14 protein-coding genes are annotated in these 16,467 nt (G+C 74.3%); 3 read left to right on the top strand and 11 right to left on the bottom strand.

Annotated features, from left to right (window positions below; translation table 11 throughout):
* Positions 1 to 36: 36 nt before the first annotated feature.
* Positions 37 to 1,620 carry an FAD-dependent monooxygenase gene (locus DQ244_RS05630; RefSeq protein ID WP_113810385.1) on the bottom strand — a complete coding sequence of 528 codons (1,584 nt, stop codon included), beginning with the start codon at positions 1,618 to 1,620 and terminating at the stop codon, positions 37 to 39.
* Between the two features lie 179 nt (positions 1,621 to 1,799).
* Between DQ244_RS05630 and DQ244_RS05625 the strand changes: the two genes are divergently transcribed.
* Positions 1,800 to 2,615: an IclR family transcriptional regulator gene (locus DQ244_RS05625; protein WP_113810384.1), complete on the top strand. Its 816-nt coding sequence runs from the start codon at positions 1,800 to 1,802 to the stop codon at positions 2,613 to 2,615.
* A gap of 44 nt (positions 2,616 to 2,659) precedes the next feature.
* Here DQ244_RS05625 and DQ244_RS05620 read toward each other — a convergent pair whose 3' ends face one another.
* The 6 genes from DQ244_RS05620 to lepA all read right to left on the bottom strand — a co-directional run bounded on the left by DQ244_RS05620 (position 2,660) and on the right by lepA (position 9,097).
* A complete protein-coding gene (locus DQ244_RS05620; RefSeq protein WP_113810383.1) occupies positions 2,660 to 3,640 on the bottom strand; it encodes an ABC transporter substrate-binding protein in 981 nt (326 codons plus the stop codon).
* 56 nt (positions 3,641 to 3,696) lie between these two features.
* A complete protein-coding gene (locus DQ244_RS05615) occupies positions 3,697 to 4,461 on the bottom strand; it encodes an ABC transporter ATP-binding protein (RefSeq protein WP_113810382.1) in 765 nt (254 codons plus the stop codon).
* Positions 4,445 to 5,356 carry an ABC transporter permease gene (locus tag DQ244_RS05610; RefSeq protein ID WP_113810381.1) on the bottom strand — a complete coding sequence of 304 codons (912 nt, stop codon included), beginning with the start codon at positions 5,354 to 5,356 and terminating at the stop codon, positions 4,445 to 4,447. Before DQ244_RS05610 ends, DQ244_RS05615 begins: the two co-directional genes overlap by 17 nt.
* Positions 5,353 to 6,105 carry an ABC transporter permease gene (locus tag DQ244_RS05605; protein ID WP_199580201.1) on the bottom strand — a complete coding sequence of 251 codons (753 nt, stop codon included), beginning with the start codon at positions 6,103 to 6,105 and terminating at the stop codon, positions 5,353 to 5,355. The genes DQ244_RS05610 and DQ244_RS05605 overlap by 4 nt, the downstream gene beginning before the upstream one ends.
* A gap of 497 nt (positions 6,106 to 6,602) precedes the next feature.
* Positions 6,603 to 7,247: an MOSC domain-containing protein gene (locus tag DQ244_RS05600; protein WP_233491185.1), complete on the bottom strand. Its 645-nt coding sequence runs from the start codon at positions 7,245 to 7,247 to the stop codon at positions 6,603 to 6,605.
* Between the two features lie 20 nt (positions 7,248 to 7,267).
* A complete protein-coding gene (gene lepA / locus DQ244_RS05595; RefSeq protein ID WP_113810379.1) occupies positions 7,268 to 9,097 on the bottom strand; it encodes a translation elongation factor 4 in 1,830 nt (609 codons plus the stop codon).
* Positions 9,098 to 9,218: 121 nt separating this feature from the next.
* Between lepA and DQ244_RS05590 the strand changes: the two genes are divergently transcribed.
* Positions 9,219 to 10,823 (top strand): hypothetical protein, encoded by a 1,605-nt coding sequence (locus DQ244_RS05590; RefSeq protein ID WP_147251472.1) that lies wholly within the window; start codon positions 9,219 to 9,221, stop codon positions 10,821 to 10,823.
* A 132-nt stretch (positions 10,824 to 10,955) separates the two neighbouring features.
* Positions 10,956 to 11,216: a 30S ribosomal protein S20 gene (gene rpsT, locus DQ244_RS05585; RefSeq protein ID WP_113810377.1), complete on the top strand. Its 261-nt coding sequence runs from the start codon at positions 10,956 to 10,958 to the stop codon at positions 11,214 to 11,216.
* Between the two features lie 85 nt (positions 11,217 to 11,301).
* Here the strand turns inward: rpsT and holA are convergent, their stop codons facing one another.
* The 4 genes from holA to DQ244_RS05565 form a co-directional block, all read right to left on the bottom strand.
* Positions 11,302 to 12,303, bottom strand: coding sequence for a DNA polymerase III subunit delta (holA, locus tag DQ244_RS05580; RefSeq protein WP_113810376.1), 1,002 nt, complete (start codon positions 12,301 to 12,303; stop codon positions 11,302 to 11,304).
* Between the two features lie 12 nt (positions 12,304 to 12,315).
* Complete coding sequence (locus tag DQ244_RS05575; RefSeq protein WP_113810375.1) at positions 12,316 to 14,658, bottom strand: ComEC/Rec2 family competence protein; 2,343 nt, start codon at positions 14,656 to 14,658, stop codon at positions 12,316 to 12,318.
* Complete coding sequence (locus DQ244_RS05570) at positions 14,655 to 15,443, bottom strand: ComEA family DNA-binding protein (protein WP_113810374.1); 789 nt, start codon at positions 15,441 to 15,443, stop codon at positions 14,655 to 14,657. Before DQ244_RS05570 ends, DQ244_RS05575 begins: the two co-directional genes overlap by 4 nt.
* 140 nt (positions 15,444 to 15,583) lie before the next feature.
* Positions 15,584 to 16,447 carry a DegV family protein gene (locus DQ244_RS05565; RefSeq protein ID WP_113810373.1) on the bottom strand — a complete coding sequence of 288 codons (864 nt, stop codon included), beginning with the start codon at positions 16,445 to 16,447 and terminating at the stop codon, positions 15,584 to 15,586.
* Between the last annotated feature and the right edge of the window lie 20 nt (positions 16,448 to 16,467).

The raw sequence follows: 16,467 nt of genomic DNA, 5'->3' as shown, positions 1-16,467 counted from the left end.
GGCGGGGGCCCCGGCACCACGCCGACCAGCCGGGTGTCAGCGCTGCCCGGTGACCATCCGGAGCAGAGCGTCGACGTCCTCGGGGGCGTCGTCCCCGGCCCAGGCGACGTGCTGGTCGGGCCTGACCAGCACCAGCCGGGACGCGTAGGCCGCGCGACCCTCGGCGAAGCTGTCCCTCAGCACGGTGAGCGGCACGCCCAGCGCGTCCGCCGCGACCTCGAACGAGCGGACCGAGGACTCCGGCGCGTCGAGGGCCAGCAGGCTGAACCCGCGCCCCAGCGCGTCGAGCACGTTCTCCCCGGACGTCAGGACCTGCGGCGCGAGGTGGTGGCCGGCCTGCGCCTCGAACGAGTGCGAGCCGAAGGCGCTGCTCACCGCCCCGGGAGGACCGGCCACGACCGCCGACCCCGCGTAGTTGGGCTCGTAGTCGTGCACCGCGATCTCACCGCCCGCGCCGCCGATCGGGGCGAAGGCCTCCTCGAACTCCGCCCGCCCGTCCTCGGGCCGGTACTTCTCGACGAACTCGCGCTCGCGCTCGATCTGCGCCGCGATCATGTTCTGCCCGATGTCGTGGAAGACCGCACGGCGCTCGGCGCTGTAGGAGTCGAGCAGCGCGTCCCCGCCCCAGCCCCGGAGCACCGCGGTCAGCTTCCACCCGAGGTTGACCGCGTCCTCGAGACCGTTGTTCAGGCCGAAGCCCCCGTACGGGGGGTGCGTGTGGGCCGCGTCCCCCGCGATGAACGCCCGGCCCGACCGGTACTCGTGGGCCACCTGCACGCGCAGGTCCCAGAAGCCGAGGTGATCCACCTGGTGGGCGAACTCCTGACCGACCGCCCGGTGCAGCATCTGCTCGACGTCGGCCGTCTCCGCGGTGGTGCCCTCGGGGATGGGGGCGTGGAAGAACCACGTGCCCTCGGCGTCCACCCGGCCGAAGAAGGCCCAGTAGCCCTTGAGGTAGGGCGCCACCACGCGGTAGGTGGAGCGCGGCGGGAACCGTTCGAGGATCGCGTCGAGCTCGGTGGAGCGGAAGACGGCGAGGGCCACCACCTGGTCGAAGTCCGAACCCGACCGCTGCACGCCGCTCTGCTCGGCCACGACGGAGCGCCCGCCGTCGCACCCGACCACGTACTCGGCCTCGAGGACCTGCTCCTCGCCGTCCCGCTCGATGCTGATGCGGACGCCGGAGTCGTCCTGCTCGACCCGGGTGGCCTTCCACCCGGCGAACGCCTCCACGGAGTCCTGCTCGGTCATCGCCCCGCGCAGGACCTCCTCCGTCCGGTACTGGGGCAGGCGCTCGTTGCGCTCGACGAAGAAGTTCGCCACCTGCTCACGACCGGGAGGGGCGTGCCAGAACTCGCCCAGGAGGTCGCCGTAGGCGACCACGGTGCCGATGGGCGACCCGGGGGGCATCGTGCGGGCGGCGCGCAGCTTCTCGGCCAGCCCCCAGAACCGGAAGTGCTCCATGGTGCGCTGCGTCAGGTTCTGCCCCTTGGGGATGCGCGAGAGCTCGGTCCGGCGCTCCACGACGGCGCACGACACCCCGCGCATGCCCAGCTCCAGCGCCAGCGCGACGCCCACGGGGCCCGCCCCCACGATGATGACCTCGTAACGCCTGCTCATGACGCCTTCCCAGCCCTGTCTCTCGTGGTGGCCGCGCGGTCCGCCGCCGGCTCCGTGCGGATCCCCCGGCGCGATCTGGTCCGAAGGCTAGTCACGCGTTCCCCTGCATGGGAGAAAGCAGCATCAAGTTCCGCAGGGTCGAACTTTACGGCCGGACGACGCCGACCTACGCTGCCCCCATGTCGAACGACCAGCCCCCGTCCGGCCGCCGCACGCCGGTGCCCGTACCGGACGGGACGACGTCCACCTCGGTGGACAACGCGCTCTGGCTCCTGCAGCTCATCGGTGAGCGCCAGGCCCTGCGGGTGGCGGAGGCCGCCGATCTGCTCGGCGTCGCCCGGTCGACCGCTCATCGGCTGCTCACGGCTCTGCGCCGCCGCGGGTTCGTGAACCAGGACCGGCCCAACGGCGCCTACCGCCCGGGCCCCGCGCTCTACGAGATCGGTCTCGCCGCGGTGGGCCGCATCGACATCCGCCGCGTCGCCCGCCCGGTCCTCGAGCAGCTGCGCGAGGAGACGCAGGAGACGGTGAGCCTCGTGGTGCTCGAGGGCACCTCGGTGCGGTTCATCGACTGCGTCGAGAGCCCGCGGTCGGTGCGCGTCGGGAACCGCACCGGCGTCATCCGCCCGGCGCACGCCTCGGCCGTGGGGAAGGCGATCCTGGCCGGGCTCTCCGAGGAGGAGCTCGACCGCCGTTACCCGGACGGCCGGCTGCCCGAGGCCTCCACCAGCGCGGCCCTCCGGGACATGACCCGCCTCAAGGCGGAGCTGGTCGAGATCCGCGACCAGGGCTTCGCGCTCAACTGGGAGGAGAGCGGCGAGGGCGTGTGCGCCGTCGCCGTCGCGCTCCGCGACACCGTCGGCCAGCCCCTCGCGGGCCTCGGGATCGCCGCGCCGAGCAGCCGGATCGGCACCCGGGAGGCCATCCGCGCCTTCGGCCCCGCGGTCCTGCGCGCAGCCGAGCTGGTGCACCACCGGTTGACCGTCCCGAGCTGACCGGTGGCCGGCGCGGTCTCCCCCGCCGGCCACCGACCGCCGTCTCAGCCGACGACGAGCTCGTCGAGGTCGACCTCGTCCTCGATGAGCTCGTACTCGACCATCAGCTCCTGGATGAGCTCGAGGGACTCCCGGTCGGTCTCGCCCCTCCAGAGGTTGATCCGCACCTTCTCGGCCAGCTCGGGAGAGATGTCGCCGAGCTCGGGCAGCGCCTGCCGGAACGCCTCCGGGTCCTCCGCGATGGCATCCGCGGTCGCCTGCACGCCCTCCTGGAAGGCCTCGACGGCGTCCGGGTTCTCGTTCACGAACTGCTCGGTCATCACGTACGTGCCGATCTGCAGCCCCGGCTTCAGGTCGGAGTAGGGACGCCCGATGATCTTCAGCCCGCGCTGCTCGGCGACCGTGATGAACGGCTCGATGAGCACACCGGCGGCGACGTCACCGGACTCGATCGCGGCCGCCATGTCCGGGAAGGGGATCTCCACGAGGTCCACGCTGTCGAAGGAGAGCCCGGCGTCCTCGAGCATGTTGCCCAGCACGATGTCGTTGACGTTGCGGAGGGTGTTCACCGCGACCTTCTGACCCTCCAGCTGGCTGATGTCCGCGATCGGGCTGTCGCCCGGGACCATGAGCGCGGAGAAGTCCTGCTCCGGCTCCTCGGACGTCGCCGTCCCGGCGGCGACCATCTTCAGCGGCAGACCCTGGCTGCTGGCGATGAGCACGGACACCACGTTCGACCCGGCGATGTCGAGGTCGCCGCTGACCAGCTGCGGGATGACCGTCGCACCGCCGCTGGAGGCGGTGGCCTCGAGCGTCACGCCCGCGTCCTCGAAGAACCCCTCCTGGATCCCGTACTGGAGGAAGTACAGCGGAGCCCCGTTGGTGTCGGCGACGCGCAGCGTGATCGGGCCGTCGTCCCCGCCACCACCGCTCCCGCTGCCGCCCGATCCGGAGTCCGAGCCGCAGCCGGAGATGAGCAGGGCGGCAGCGGCCATGGCGGCGCCGATTCGTGGCCAGGTGGTCATGGAGGAGCCCTTTCGTCGGATGAGTGGTGCGGTCGGAGGGACGGCGTGAGGTCGGCTCACGCCGAGGTCGTGTCCGGGGCCCGGAGGCTGGCCAGGACGCGCGAGCGCAGCTCGCCGAAGCGCGGCAGCTTCTTGGTGTCCATCTGGTCGCGCTCGGCCGGCAGGTCGACGTCGATCGCCTCGAAGACGTGCGCCGGCTTGTGCAGGACCAGGACCCGCTGCGAGAGGTAGACCGCCTCGTCGATGTCGTGCGTGACGAAGAGGACGGTGATCTCGAAGCGCCGCCAGATGTCGAGCAGGAGGTCCTCCAGCTCGGCCCGCGTCTGCGCGTCCACGGAGGCGAACGGCTCGTCCATGAGCAGGATCCGCGGCTTGTAGGCCAGCGCGCGGGCGATGGCCACGCGCTGCTGCATGCCGCCGGAGAGCTGCCACGGGTAGCTGCGCCCGCGGTCGGCGAGCCCGACCGCGGCGAGCGCCTCCTCGGTGGCGGCGGCCGCCTCGGCCTTGGACAGACCCTTGTACTTCAGGGGGAACGAGACGTTGCCGGCGACGGTCTGCCACGGCAGCAGCGAGCGGCTGTAGTCCTGGAAGACGTAGGCCATGTCCTCCGGCGGACCCTGCACCGCGCGCCCCTCGAGCTCGATGGAGCCCTCGGTCGGCGGGATCAGCCCCGACAGGCAGCGGAGCATCGTCGTCTTCCCGCAGCCGGAGGACCCGACGATGCAGACGAACTCCCGCTCCCCCACCGTGAAGTCCAGGCCGGCCATCGCCGGCTCGCCGCCCGGGGCGTAGGTCTTGCTCAGGTCACTGACGACGAGCATCGGGGACGCTCCCTTCGGTGGGGGCCGGGCCCGCGGCTGCGGACTCCACGGCGACGGCGGTGCGGGTGGGGGTCAGCACGGGGCGCGGGCGCTCGCGCCGCAGACGGGTGCGCCGGGTGGGAGCGCCGCCGCGGCCGGTGCTGCCGTGGTGCCAGCCCAGGGCCCGCCGCTCGACGGCGACGAACAGGGCGTTGAAGGCGAAGCCGACCAGGCCGAGCAGGACGGTGCCCGCCCACATCTCGGGGATGTTGAACCCGCGCTGGGCGAGCTGCACCGTGTGCCCGACCCCGTTGGAGGCCCCGACCAGCTCGCTGACGACCATGAGGATGATCGCGATCGCCAGCGCCGTCCGGGCGCCCGCGAAGATCCGCGGCAGGGCGGCGGGCAGGACGACGCGGAGCAGCCGGGCGCGCGCCGGGATCCGGTAGGACCGGGCCATGTCCAGCACGGTCGGGTCGACCCCGCGCACGCCGTCGACGGTGTTGAGCAGCACCGGCCACAGCGCACCGAGGGCGATCAGGAAGATCTTCGCGCTGTCGCCGGCGCCGAACACGAGCAGCGACACGGGGATCAGGGTCGGCGGCGGCAGGGCGCGCAGGAACTGCAGCACCGGGTCCAGCGCGATGGCCAGCGTCCGGAGCGACCCGAGCACCATCCCGGCCACCACGCCGATGGCCACCGCGATGGCGTAGCCGGCGAGCATCCGGGCCAGGCTCGGGAGCAGGTCGGTGGGCACGCGCTCGAAGAGCCAGTCGTCGGCGAAGTTGCCGCCGATGACCGACAGGGGCGGGAAGAAGAAGTCGCCCGCGCCGCGGGCCCACAGGTCGTAGCCGACGAGGAGCAGCAGGGGCACGACCAGGGCCAGCGCCCAGTCACCGAGGCGGGCCCGGATCACCGCGCCTCACCCCGGAACGACGTGTGCCAGTGCAGCACCCGGCGCTCGACGGCCTGCAGGCTGCCGTTGAGCAGGAACCCGAGCAGCCCGGCCGCCAGGATCCACGCGTACATGACGTCCTGGGCGTCACCGGCCGACTGCGCGTCGGTGATGCTGACCCCGATCCCGGGTGTACCGACCACGAGCTCCGCCGTGATGGCGAGGATCAGGCCGATCGCCGAGGCGATGCGCAGGCCCGTCGCGATGTAGGGCAGGGCACTCGGCAGCACGATGCGGACCAGCCGGGCGCGCCTGGGCAGCCCGTAGGAGCGGGCGGTGTCGCGGAGCGTCGGGTCGGTGTCGTGGATGCCGTAGACGGTCTGCAGCAGGATCGGCCAGAAGGTGCCGAAGGCGATCAGGAAGACCTTCATGTCCAGGTTGCTGCCGAAGATGAGGACGGCGGCCGGGATGAGCGCCACCGGCGGGATCGGCCGGAGGAACTCGAGCATGAACCGGGTGAGCCGGTGGGCCAGCTCGATCGATCCGATGGCGATCCCCAGCGGGAGGGCGACGGCCGCGGCGGCGAGGATGCCGAGCACCCAGCCCTGCAGGGTCTGACCGACCGGCCCGAACAGCTCGCCGCTGACGACGAGCCGGGCGAAGGCCGGGAAGATCTCCGACGGCGGCGGGAACCAGGCCTCGGGCAGCAGCCCGAGGCGGACGACCAGCTCGAGCAGGGCGATGACACCGACGACGCCCGCCAGTCCCAACCCGAACCGGTACAGCCGGGCACGTGCGCGGCCGGGCTCCTTCGGGCCGTCGTTCCTGCCCGCGGAACCCCGGGGGCCGGCGACCGGGGTGGGACCGGCCCCGGCGGTCCGGGGAGAGCCTGCTGCGGGGGTGCTCACCTCCCCCCGGTGCACCGGTGCGGGAACGGCGGACGGCTGCACGGTGTCCTCCTGGCGACGTCGGCGTTCACGACCACGGGCTCGCGTCCCGCACAGCCGGTGGAGCGGCTGCGCGTCGTCGGAGTGCTGACGACGCTTCGGGACGGCGGCAGTGCGGACGCTAGCGTGACGTAGCGCACAGAGCTACGGCCGTGGCTGTAGTTCCGCTATGTAGAACATCGCCGGTCGACTCCGATGGCCGGGACGCGCCCGGCCGCCGCGGTCCCAGGGTGCGTCGGCGCACCGAGGGCGCCCGGAAGCCGGCCGGGCCCGAGCAGGGCGGTCGGCGGCGCGTCGGCGCCCGGAGAGGCGCCGGCAACTCAGACCGCGGCCGTGGTGCGCGCGGCGATCCGCGCCGCGGCCTTGGCCCGGTTGCGCTCGGGCAGGGAGGCCAGCGCCGGTTCCAGCTGGGCGGCCCGGTACTTCTGCGTCGTCCAGGCCCGGAAGGTGAGGTCGATGGTCACGTCGTGGTCGGGCCGGGAGACGACCTCGATCGCGTCACCGGCGCCGAGCTCACCGGTCTCCAGCACCCGCAGGTAGGCGCCGGGGGTGCCGCGCGCGGTGAACCGCTTGACCAGCTGGGGCACGTCCCAGAAGCGGGCGAAGTTGGCGCACGGTATCCGCGGCGCGCTGACCTCGAGCAGCGCCGTCCCGACCCGCCACCGCTCCCCGAGCAGCGCCGCGGTCAGGTCGAGACCTGACGTGCGCAGGTTCTCCCCGAACCGGCCGGCCGGGAGCTCGCGACCGAGCTCCGCCTCCCACCAGTCGGCGTCCTCCTGGGCGTAGGCGTAGACCTGCTGGCCGTCGCCGCCGTGGTACTTGCGGTTGACCTGGACGTCGCCGTGCAGACCGTGCTCGCCGACGGCGACCCGGCCCTCGACCAGCCGCTTGTCGATGCCGGTCCGGACCGGCTTGCGGCCCGCGACCGACGGGAGGTCGGTGCCGGAGACGCAGACCGCGGTCACCAGGCCAGGGACCCTCGCCGTCACTTCTTGGAGGCGGTCGACTCGTTCGTGGAGAGCGCGGCCACGAAGGCCTCCTGGGGGACCTCGACGCGGCCGACCATCTTCATCCGCTTCTTGCCCTCCTTCTGCTTCTCCAGCAGCTTCCGCTTGCGGGTGATGTCACCGCCGTAGCACTTGGCGAGGACGTCCTTGCGGATCGCGCGGACCGTCTCGCGGGCGATGACCCGGGAGCCGACGGCGGCCTGGATCGGCACCTCGAACTGCTGCCGCGGGATGAGCTCGCGGAGCTTGCCGGCCATCATCACGCCGTAGGCGTAGGCCTTGTCCTTGTGCACGATCGCGCTGAACGCGTCGACGGCCTCGCCCTGCAGCAGGATGTCCACCTTGACCAGCGAGGACTCCTGCTCGCCGGACTCCTGGTAGTCCAGGGAGGCGTAGCCGCGGGTGCGCGACTTCAGGGCGTCGAAGAAGTCGAAGATGATCTCGCCGAGGGGCAGCGTGTAGCGCAGCTCGACGCGGGACTCGCTCAGGTAGTCCATGCCGCCGAGCTGGCCGCGGCGGCTCTGGCAGAGCTCCATGATCGCGCCGGTGTAGTCGCTGGGCGCGATGATCGTGGCCTTGACGATCGGCTCGTAGACCCGGTCGATCTTGCCCTCGGGCCAGTCGCTCGGGTTGGTCACCGTGATCTCGCTGCGGTCCTCCATCACCACCCGGTAGACGACGTTCGGCGCGGTGGAGATGAGGCTGATGCCGGCCTCGCGCTCCAGCCGCTCGCGGACGATCTCCAGGTGCAGCAGGCCGAGGAAACCGACGCGGAAGCCGAAGCCCAGCGCCGCCGACGTCTCCGGCTCGTAGGTGAGCGCGGCGTCGTTGAGCAGCAGCTTGTCCAGCGCCTCGCGCAGCAGCGGGTAGTCGCTGCCGTCGATCGGGTAGAGGCCGGAGTAGACCATCGGCTTCGGGTCGCTGTAGCCGCCGATCGCCTCGGTGGCCGGCTTGTGGTGCAGCGTGACGGTGTCGCCGACCCGGGACTGGCGGACGTCCTTCACGCCGGTGATGAAGTAGCCGACCTCGCCGACGCCGAGCGAGGGCACGGGCTTGGGCTCGGGCGAGATGACGCCGATCTCCAGCAGCTCGTGGGTCGCGCCGGTCGACATCATCTTGATCTTCTCGCGCCCGGAGATCCGGCCGTCGACGACGCGGACGTAGGTGATGACGCCGCGGTAGATGTCGTAGACCGAGTCGAAGATCATCGCCCGGGCCGGGCCGTCGGCGTCGCCCACCGGAGCGGGGATCTGCGCGACGATCTGGTCGAGCAGCGCGGGCACGCCCTCACCGGTCTTGCCGCTGACCCGCAGGACGTCGTCGGGGTCGCAGCCGATGATGTGCGCGATCTCCGCGGCGTACTTCTCTGGCTGGGCGGCCGGCAGGTCGATCTTGTTGAGGACCGGGATGATCGTGAGGTCGTTCTCCATGGCCAGGTAGAGGTTGGCCAGGGTCTGCGCCTCGATGCCCTGCGCGGCGTCGACCAGCAGCACGGCGCCCTCGCAGGCGGCCAGCGAGCGGGACACCTCGTAGGTGAAGTCCACGTGGCCCGGGGTGTCGATCATGTCGAGGACGTACTCGGTGTCCCCGACCTTCCACGGCAGGCGCACGTTCTGGGCCTTGATGGTGATGCCGCGCTCGCGCTCGATGTCCATGCGGTCGAGGTACTGGGCACGCATCTGCCGCGCCTCGATGATTCCGGTGACCTCGAGCATCCGGTCGGCCAGCGTCGACTTGCCGTGGTCGATGTGGGCGATGATGCAGAAGTTCCGGATGAGGGCCGGATCGGTGGCAGCGGGAGTCGTCACAGTGCCGCCATCGTCCCACGGCTCCGGCGCACGGGACGGTGCGACCCGGCCGGCGCGACATCGACCGGCCGCTGGTTCCGGCGGCGCCGGTCCGGGGCAGAGGGGGCGGGTGCTCCGATCGGTGACCGCGCGACCCGCCACGGCGCCCTCCCCGACGCCCCCGCTCCGGGCCCACCCCGTGGTGGTCACGGCCGGTGCCGCGCTGGTGCTGGCCCTCCTCGTGGAGGCGGCACCGGTCGTCGGCGGCGACCTGGTCGCGCAGGAGTGGTGGGCGTCGTGGGCGGCGTCGAACCGGGCGCCGGTGGACCTCGGCTGGTACGGCGGGGTGACCGTCGCGTCCTACAGCCTGCTCGGCCCGTGGGCCGGGGCGCTGCTGGGGCTGCCGCTGGTGGGGATCGCGGGCACGGTGATCGGTGCCGTCTCCACCGCTGCCCTGATCGGCCGGCTCGGGCCCACCCCGGCGCGGGCGTCGCTCGCCGGGGTCTGCGCCGCGGCGACGTGGGCGGCCGACGAGTGGAGCGGGCGCACCACCTTCGGTCTGGGTGCCGCACTGGGCTGCCTGGCCCTCGTCGTGGTGTCCGGGCACCGGACCCGGGCGGGGCGCCTGTCCGGGGCGGTGCTGGCCGCGCTCGCCGGCGCGACGAGCCCCGTGGCGTCGGTCTTCCTGCTGCTGGCGGCTGCGGCCTGGTGGTGCGGCGGGCAGCCGTCGGCGCGCCCCTCCTCGTGGCGCGCTGGGCCGGTGGAGCCGTGGCTGATCGCCGTCGGCGCGCTGCTGCCGGTGGGTGCCGCCCCGCTGCTGGGCGCGGTGAGCGGCCCCCAGCCCACCAGCGCCCACCAGATGCTGGCGGCCGTGGCGGCGACCGGTCTGGTGGCGGCGCTCCTGCCCCGGCGGCACCGGGTGCTGCTGGTCGGCGCGGGCCTCACCGCGGTGCTCCTGCTGGCGACGTGGCTGGTCCCGAGCCCGGTGGGCTCGACGTCGACCCGCCTGGTGCTGCTGTTCGCCGTCCCGGTGCTGGTCGCGGTGGCACGCGCCCGGACGGCGGTGGTCGGCCTCGCCGCGGTGGGGGTCGCCTGGCTGCTGCCTCCGGTGGTGATCCAGGACCTCATGCCCCGGGAGCCGGCTCCGCCCGCGCCGCAGGCCGCGTCGCTGCTGGCCGAGCTGCGGGACCGCGGCCCGGTGGGCCGCATCGAGGTCGTGCCCCTCGAGAGCCACCAGGAGAGCGTGTCGGTGGCAGCGGACGTGCCGCTGGCGCGCGGGTGGCTCCGGCAGCTGGACACCGTGCACGCCGGGCTGTTCTACGACGGCTCCCTCGACGCCGGCACGTACCTGACCTGGCTGCGGGATGCCGGTGTCTCCTACGTGGTGCTCCCCCGCGCTCCGCTGGACTGGCCGGCCGGCGGCGAGGCGCGGCTGCTGCGCGAAGGTGTCCCCGGTCTGCGGGAGGTGTGGTCCGACCGCTCGTGGCGGCTCTTCGAGGTGTCCGGCGGCGGCATCGTGCGGGGCGGGGCCACGCTGGTGTCCAGCGACCGGTCCCGGCTCGTGCTGGACGCGCCGGCCGCCGGCCGGGTGGAGGTCGCGCTCCGGTGGTCGCGGTGGTCGTCGCTCGAAGGGGCCGGGGGGTGCCTGGCCGCCGGCGACCGCGACGGCTGGACGACGCTGGAGGTCGAGCGCCCGGGCAGGTACGTGCTCACCAGCTCGTGGCGGCCCACCGGCCGGTGTGACTGAACGCCCGATCGACCGGGTTGGGAGCGGGCCGAGGTCGCTGGTATCTTGGCAGACCGGTCCTGTCGCGCGGTCGTGCGCTGCGCCCGGACGCACTGTCAGAACCATTCCCTCCAGACTTTTCGAGGCTCACGCGTGGCGAACATCAAGTCCCAGATGAAGCGGATCAAGACCAACGAGAAGGCGCGTCAGCGCAACGTTGCCGTCAAGTCCGCCCTGAAGACGGCCGTCCGGCGCGTCCGCACGGCCGCCGAGTCCGGTGACGCCGCTGCTGCCGCCGCCGCTCTGACGACCGCCAACAAGCAGCTGGACAAGGCCGCCTCCAAGGGCGTCATCCACAAGAACCAGGCTGCCAACCGCAAGTCGGGTCTGACGAAGCTCATCGCCGGCCTCTGAGCCGACGCCGCGCCTGCGGGCGCGGACCGAACGAGCCCCCTTCCCTCCCGGGACGGGGGCTCGTCGCTTTCCGCGGGCTTCCGGCTCAGCGACCGCCGGGCACGCGTCCCCGGCCGGTCTCGGTGCGGATGGTGACGATCCGCCGGATGGCCCGCTCGAGGGCGTAGTCCGCGCTGGCCGCGGCCCCCTTGACGTCGGCGTTGAGGTCGGCGGCGACGCCCAGCGCCTGCTGCAGTCCGTCGATGCTCCAGCCGCGCGCCTGCGCCTGGGCCTTCTTCACCTTCCAGGGCGGCATCTTCAGCGTGCGGGCGAGGTCGCCGGGGTTGGTGGAGCTCAGCGAGGCCACCCGCGCGGCCGTGCGCACGCCGTCGGCGATGGCGTCGGCGATGAGCACGTGGGCCACGCCGCGCTCCAGGGCCCAGCGCAGCATCTCGATCGATCCGGCCCGGTCGCCGGTGAGCACCCGCTCGGCGACGGTGAAGCCGGTGACCTCGGCCTGCCCGCGGTGGAAACGGGCGACGTCGTCGGCGTCGATGTTCCCGCCGAAGTCGCTCACCAGCTGGCTGGCCGCCGCCGAGAGCCCGCGCAGGTCGGCGCCGATCGCGTCCACGAGCGCGGTGACCGCGTCGGGTGCGATCCGGCCGCCGAAGGTGCGGACCTCGTTGCGCACGAAGGCGATGCGGTCACCGACGGAGCTCACCTTGGGGCACTCGTCGACGGCGGCGCCGGCGCTCCTGAACGCCTTGACCAGCGCCTCGTTGCGCTTGCCCCCCGAGTGGACGATCACGAGCGTGAGGTCGGGGTCCGGGTCCTTCGCGTACGACGTGAGCGAGTCCGCCAGCGCGCCCGCCGCCTCGTTGACGCCGGTCACCACGACCATCCGGTGACCGCCGAACAGCGAGGGCGCCAGCACGTCGGCCAGCTGGCCGATCGGGAGGCCCAGCGCGGCCAGCTCGTGCACCTCCGCGTCGGGGTGGCGGGCGAGGACGGCGGCGCGCACGGCGCTCACGGCGCGCGACCGGAGCAGCTCCTCCTCGCCGATCACGACGCGCAGCCGAGAGGTGGGCTCGACCGGTGAAGCAGGCACGGCTGCATGGTGTCACGGGGCGCCGACGGTTCCTGCCGGGCGGCGGGAGGCCACTCCCCAGTCGCCCGCCTCCCCCACCACCGCGACGTCGCCCTCCCGATCGGTGCGGTGCACCCGCATCCCGGAGTCGGCGAGCTGGTCGAGCAGCTCGGGCGCGGGGTGGCCGTAGGTGTTGTCCGCGCTCACCGACACCACGGCGACCGCGGCTCCGGACGCGGCGAGGAACTGCGGGTCGAAGTCGGCGCTGCCGTGGTGCGGGACCTTGAGCACGTCGGCGCGCAGGTCCGTCCCGTCCCGCACGAGCCGCGCCTCCGCTTCCGCCCCGAGATCCCCGGTCAGCAGGATCCGCAGGCCGCGCACGGTGACCCGGACGACGAGGGAGAGGTCGTTGGGCTCGGCGGCGGCGGTGGCCCGGCGGGGCGACGGGGCGAGGACCTCCAGCACCGCCTCCCCGGCGGTCCGGCGATCGCCGGGCACGAGCACCTCCCGCGTTCCTCCTGCCCGGCGCACCAGCGCGTCGACCGGCCCGGCGCGGTCGTCGGCCGGCGACAGCGAGCCGGTCGCGACCACGCCCACCCGACGGCCGGTGAGGGCGCCGGCGAGGCCGCCCACGTGGTCGGCGTCGAGGTGCGAGAGGAGCACCAGCGGCAGCTCGTCGATGCCGAGCCGGTCCAGGCAGGCGTCGACGGGGCCGACCTCCGGTCCGGCGTCGAGGAGCACGCCCGCGCCGTCGCCCAGCGGCAGCACGAGGGCGTCGCCCTGACCGACGTCGCAGGCCACGAGCACCGACCCCGCCACCGGCCACCCGTCCAGCGGCTGCCGCAGCGGCCAGCCGACGACCACCACCCCCACCGCGGCGGCGAGCGCCAGGGGGCGCAGCCGGGAGAACCGCCAGAGCGCCCAGCCGACGGCGGCCAGGAGCACGCCGAGCGCCACCGCGCCCCGCACTCCCCCGGGCCAGCCCGCCACGGCGTCGGGCAGCGCGGAGGCCCGCTCGGCCACCAGCACCACCCAGCGCACCGGCCAGCCGGCGAGCCACACCAGGACGTCGCCCAGCGGCGGCACGACCACGGCGGCTCCCGCGGCCAGCAGGCCGAGGACGGTGGCCGGGGCCACCGCTGGGGCAGCGAGGAGGTTGGCCGGCAACGACACCAGGCTCACGGTGCCGTTGAGCCCCGCGATCAGGGGGGCGGTCGCCAGCCCGGCGGCGGCGCTGACGGCCACGGCGTCGGCCGGCCAGGCGGGCCAGCCCCGCCGGCGCAGACGCCGGCCCCAGCCGGGCGCGAGCAGCACGATGGACGCGGTGGCGACGACCGACAGCGCGAACCCCGGGTCCCGGGTTAGCGACGGGTCGGCAAGCAGCAGGACGGTCACCGCAGCAGCGAGCGCGGGCAGGGCGGACCGCACCCGTCCGGAGGCCAGCGCCAGCAGCGTCACCGCACCCATCGCCGCGGCGCGCACCACGCTGGCGCTCGGGCCGGCCAGCAGGACGAACGCCGCGAGCGCGAGGACGCCGACCGCCGCCTGGAGGCGCCGGTCGACCGCCCGCCGGCGCAGCGGCCACAGGACGCCCGCGATCACGATGGCGACGTTCGCGCCGGACACGGCGGTGAGGTGCGACAGGCCGGCCCGGCGGAACTCCTCGTCGAGGACCGGGTCCATGGCGCTGGTGTCGCCGACGACGAGGCCGGGCAGCAGCCCGCCGGGCCGGTCGTCGAGCACGCGCGCGGAGGCTTCGGCCAGCGCTGTCCGCACCGCCGCCGCCACCCGCTGCTCCGCCGGGGGCGGTCGCACGTCGTCCGGCGGTCCGCGGACGGAGAGCACCGCCACCACGTCGTCCCCGGGGCCGGGCGGGGCGGTTCCGGCCCGGGCCCGCACCTCCTGGCCCGGGAGCAGATCGGCCCACCCCTCCGCCGGCGCGAAGACGAGCACCGCGGCACCCGCCCCGTGCTGGGCGGAGCGGACCTCCGCGTCGAGCACCACCCGCGGCTCACCGGCGCCCCGGACGAGGTGCGGCGTGCCGGTCACCGCCAGCCAGGTGTGCACCGTCGCCCGGGTCGCGGCGACGTCGGCCAACGGCGCGGTCTCCCGCTCGGCCGCCCGCACCGCCCCGGTCCCCGCCGCCGCGAGGAGAGCCGCCAGCACCGCGACGGCCACCGGGGCACCGGAGCGGCCCGAGCGGGCGGCGATCCCGGCGAGCACGCCGGCACCGGCGGCGATGCAGCCAAGTGTCGACGCCGCCAGGTGCGGAGCGGCGAGCCCGAGCGCCCACACCGTGGCGGCGACCGGCCAGAGCCGCAGGTCCAGCCAGCGCCACCGCTGGTCGGGCAGTTCCTCGGGCCCGACCTCCCTCACACGCGTACCAGCTCGGCCAGCTCGGCCGCGATCGACGGTCCGATGCCCGGGACGTCGTCGAGCTCGTCGACGCTGCCGAACGGCCCCTGCGCGGTGCGGTGGTCGACGATCCGCTGGGCGAGCACCGGGCCGATCCCCGGCAGGGCGTCCAGCTCTGCGACGCCCGCGCTGTTCAGGTCGACCTTCCCGCCACCCGCCGACGGCCCGGAGCTCCCCGCAGCTGCTGCCGCGGGTGGCAGCCCGACCGCGATCTGCTCGCCGTCGGCGACCGGAGCTGCCAGGTTCACGGAGGTGGCGTCGGCACCGGGCAGGAGGCCTCCCGCCGCCGCCAGCGCGTCCGCGACCCGGGCGCCCGAGGGCAGGGTGACCAGACCCGGCTGAGCCACCTGCCCCACCACCGAGACCACCACGGTCGGGGACGTCTCCGCCGCCTCACCGACCGGCGTGGACGACGGAGCAGGTGCGGCCGGCGGGAGGTCCGCGGCCGGCTCCACGACCGGCCGGTCCAGCCAGGTCCACCCCAGGAGCAGGCCGACCGCCAGCACGGCCGCGAGCCACAGCGCTCGCGCACCGCGCGGCCCGGTGCTCACGCGGGCCGCGGTCCCCGGCGCCCGGTGCCGGCCGAGCCCCGGCGGCAGGCCGTCGTCGACGGGCACCTCGTCGAACGGCGGGTCGTCGTCCTCGGGCAGCCAGCCGCCCGGCAGCTCCGGTTCCTGCGCCAGCAGCGCCCGCAGGCGGGCACGGATCAGGTCCGCGTCGTCGTTCCGGCGGAGTGGGAGGCGCACCCCGGCGACGCTAGGAAGCGGCTGTTCCCCGCGGCCCGGTGCAGCGGCACCTGTGGATGCCCCCGCCCGCTGTGGACGACGCACGAGGCCGGGCGTGCACCGGAGGCCAGGATGCCCGGGTGCCTCCCCGCCTCAGGACTTCAGGACGTCGCGCCCTCGGGCGGCAGCGCGACCACCACGCCGACCGCGCCCGGGCCCACGTGCGCCCCGATGGCCGCACCGAGCTCGCTCACGTGCACGTCGCGCACGGCGGGGACCCGCGCGCGCAGCTCGGCCACCAGCCGGTCGGCCCGGTCGGCGGCGGCGAGGTGGTGCACGGCGAGCGACACCTCGCGCTCGCCGGCGTACTCGACGACGTGCTGCACGAGCCGGTGCAGCGCCCGCGCGGAGGTGCGCACCTTCTCCAGCGGGACGACCCGCCCCTCGACGACGTGGAGCACCGGCTTCACCGCCAGCGCGGACCCGAGGATCGCCGCCGCCGAGCCGATGCGCCCACCCCGGCGCAGGTGCTCCAGGGTGTCGACGACGAACAGCGTGCGGGTGCGGTCCACGGTGTCCCGCGCGATCCGGTCCACGGTCCGCAGGTCGGCGCCGTCGGCCGCTGCCCGGGCCGCCGCCAGCACGGCGAAGCCGGTGGCCATGGCGGCCGAGCGGGAGTCGACGACGGAGACGATGTGCTCCCCCACCTGCGAGGCGGCCACGCGGGCGGCGTCCCAGGTGCCCGACAGCTCCGACGACAGGTGGATCGACACCACGCGGTCGGCTCCGCCCTCGAGCGCGGCCCGGTAGGCGGCCACGAAGTCCCCCGGCGTGGGCCGGGACGTGGACACCTTCTGCCCCCGCGTGACCAGCGCCTTGGCGACGTCGTCGGAGGAGATGTCCTCGCCCTCGCGCCCCGAGCGCCCGGAGAGGACGACGTAGAGCGGGACGACGTGGATGCCGTAGGCAGCCACCAGCTCGCGAGGGAGGTAGGCCGTCGAATCGGTCAGGACGGCGACGGGCACGCGGCGAGGCTAACCGGCGG

Source organism: Blastococcus sp. TBT05-19 (assembly GCF_003319095.1).
Classification (GTDB): Bacteria; Actinomycetota; Actinomycetes; order Mycobacteriales; family Geodermatophilaceae; genus Blastococcus.
The sequence above is the reverse complement of the archived record's forward strand: the minus strand, read 5'-3'. Positions and strand labels throughout refer to the sequence as shown.

Excerpts from the sequence above, each read along its gene's own strand:
- DQ244_RS05625 (WP_113810384.1), top strand. The coding sequence starts at position 1,800 with ATGTCGAACGACCAGCCCCCGTCCGGCCGCCGCACGCCGGTGCCCGTA.
- DQ244_RS05620 (WP_113810383.1), bottom strand. The coding sequence starts at position 3,640 with ATGACCACCTGGCCACGAATCGGCGCCGCCATGGCCGCTGCCGCCCTG.
- DQ244_RS05630 (WP_113810385.1), bottom strand. The coding sequence starts at position 1,620 with ATGAGCAGGCGTTACGAGGTCATCATCGTGGGGGCGGGCCCCGTGGGC.
- DQ244_RS05615 (WP_113810382.1), bottom strand. The coding sequence starts at position 4,461 with ATGCTCGTCGTCAGTGACCTGAGCAAGACCTACGCCCCGGGCGGCGAG.